Origin of the sequence: Aeromonas sp. QDB56, assembly GCF_027705505.1 — a bacterium.
Lineage (GTDB): Bacteria > Pseudomonadota > Gammaproteobacteria > Enterobacterales > Aeromonadaceae > Aeromonas > Aeromonas caviae.
Map to the genome: position 1 here is coordinate 1 of NZ_JAPDBZ010000240.1, position 2,455 is coordinate 2,455.

1 protein-coding gene and 1 pseudogene are annotated in these 2,455 nt (G+C 59.1%); both read right to left on the bottom strand.

All coding sequences use genetic code 11. From position 1 onward, the window contains the following. Window positions 1–141: 141 nt before the first annotated feature. The gene (locus OKB81_RS20015; protein WP_103858195.1) at window positions 142–1,086 is read right to left on the bottom strand and encodes a chemotaxis protein CheV; all 945 of its coding nucleotides are present in this window, start codon (window positions 1,084–1,086) and stop codon (window positions 142–144) included. A 335-nt stretch (window positions 1,087–1,421) separates the two neighbouring features. Then, window positions 1,422–2,381 (bottom strand): annotated as a pseudogene (locus tag OKB81_RS20020) (porin); the annotation flags it as partial. Window positions 2,382–2,455 lie beyond the last annotated feature (74 nt).

Consider the following 2,455-nt stretch of genomic DNA (forward strand, 5'->3'; position numbering starts at 1 on the left):
CGATTGGATCGGACATACTGAGTACAGTGAAACCAGAATAGAGCAATTAGATCACATCTTTAATCTGATTGGTATCAAATTCTCTTAAGTGAACAGCATTGCCGCATGGCGGGGGCTTTTTCATGGTTCGGCGTGCCGGGTTCAACGGCCCAGGATCTGCCGCATCCGCTGCTGTGCCACGTCCACCAGCAAGTCGGGCTGGAATTTGGAGATGAAGCGATCACACCCCACCTTCTTGACCATGGCCTCGTTGAAGTTGCCGCTCAGGGAGGTATTGAGGGTGATGAAGAGATCGGACATGCGCGGATCGCTGCGCACCTCGTGAGTCAGGCGATAACCATCCATCTCCGGCATCTCGGCGTCCGTGATCATCAGCATGATCTCGTCGGTCACCTTCTTGCCCGCATCGCACCACCCCTTGAGCAACTTGAGGGCCTGCAAGCCGTCCTGGCACTCGATGACCTCGAGCCCGAGCTGGGCGAGGGTCTCGCGCACCTGGTTGCGGGCCGTGCTGGAGTCATCGACGATGAGCACCCGGCGTCCCTGCATCTGGGGCAGGATCTCCTCGTCCAGCACCTCGGACGAGATGCGCACGTCATAGGTGATGATCTCCGCCAGCACCTTCTCCACGTCGATGATCTCGACAATCTGGTCGACCCCCCCTTCCGGGATGCGGGTAATGGCGGTGAGGTAGTTGGCACGACCCGCCGAACGGGGCGGCGGCAGTATGTCCTTCCAGGTCATGTTGACGATGTGGGCCACCTGCCCCACCAGGAATCCCTGAATGGTGCGGTTGTACTCGGTGATGATGAGGTTGGACTCCTGATCGATGACCATGGGACGCATCCCGATGGCACCGCGCAGGTTGATGACGGGGATGGAGACGCCGCGAATGTTGGCGACGCCGCTGATGTTGTGGTGGGACCCCGGCATCTTGTTCAGATGGGGCAGCTTGACCACTTCCCGCACCTTGAAGACGTTGATCGCAAACAGTTGCTGGGCACCCAAACGGAACATCAGCAGTTCCAGGCGATTCTCCCCTACAAGCTGGGTACGTTGATCCACTGAATCCAATATGCTCGCCATATAACGCCCTTACGTCCATTTCCCGAAATTGCCCCGCACCGGAGCTGCGACATGCCAACCAGCCCCGCTTTCCCTGTCGGGACAACGCAAGCCTATATAGAAATAATGAAAAGCGTCGAGGAAAGATAGGATCTTGACCACGGGGCGTGATCATCGCCCCATCACTGCCTCATGGCAAGCACAGCCACGCACCGGCCCCGACAACAAGGGTATCGACCACACGGGGCCATTGCTGAACCCCGGCGTGCCGCTCTTGTCATCCAGCGCGGTCCGCCAGCAACGAAAAGACCGGCCACATGGGCCGGTCCTGGGATGTGCAGTGCGTCTGGGACGACTTAGAAGTTGTACTGCAGGGCCACGGCGACGATGTCGTCGGTGGACTTGTTCAGGCTGTTCTTGCCGGTGGAACCCACTTCGTCCAGCAGGTTGATCTTGTAGTCCACGTAGGCATTGAAGTTGTCGGTGAAGTTGTACCAGGCACCCACGGAGACGTATTCGGTCGCGGTGTCATCGATGCCGTGAGCGCTGTCCTTCACGTCGGTACGCAGGTAGGCCAGAGAGGGCTTGAACTTCGGCGTGATGTTGTACTGCACGACCGCTTCGTAGCCATCCATCTTCTCGGCGTAACCGCGCATGGAGCCGGTGTCCACGAAGAGGTGATCTTCACCGTGGGAGTAGGTGGCGGCCATGTAGAGGTTGCCGACGGCATACTTGGCGCCCACCCCGAACAGCTTGGCGTCGTTGTCGCCGCCGAAGCTCACGTTCTCGGCCTGCTCGTCGGTCTTACCAGCCTGGTTGTAGGCGGCACCCAGGCTCAGGCCCATGTTGAAGTCATAGTTGGCAGAGAGGGCATACCCCTCGGAAGAACCTTTCGGGCTCCAGGTGCTGTTCGGGCCGACGCGCTCGCTGCGGCTCGCGTTCTGCGGGTCGTTGTTGCCGGTGAACTGGGCACCCAGGGTCAGCCCCTGCCAGTTGTACATGTACTGGGCCAGGCCGTTGGTACGACCGGTGCCGAACACCTCGGTGTCCTTGCCCAGACCATCACCACCCCACTCCGGCAGCACGTCGGTGTAGTTCACCGCCTTGGTGAACAGACCGTCCTGGCGGCCGTAGCTGAAGGCACCGAAGCGATCGTGCTTGATGCCCGCATAGGCGTAACGCAGCTCGTCGTTGTCAGAACCGGAGACCGGCAGGTTGTACTCGGCGAAGCCGAACGCGGTCAGATCCTCGTCAACCTTGGTTTCACCTGCGATGTGCAGACGCAGGTAGCTGGCATCGCCTTCGGTGGCGTTGTCATACCAATCAGATTAAAGATGTGATCTAATTGCTCTATTCTGGTTTCACTGTACTCAGTATGTCCGATCCAATC

What these genes read in the sequence shown, in the direction of transcription:
- OKB81_RS20015 (WP_103858195.1), bottom strand. Translation starts at nt 1,086, where the DNA reads ATGGCGAGCATATTGGATTCAGTGGATCAACGTACCCAGCTTGTAGGG.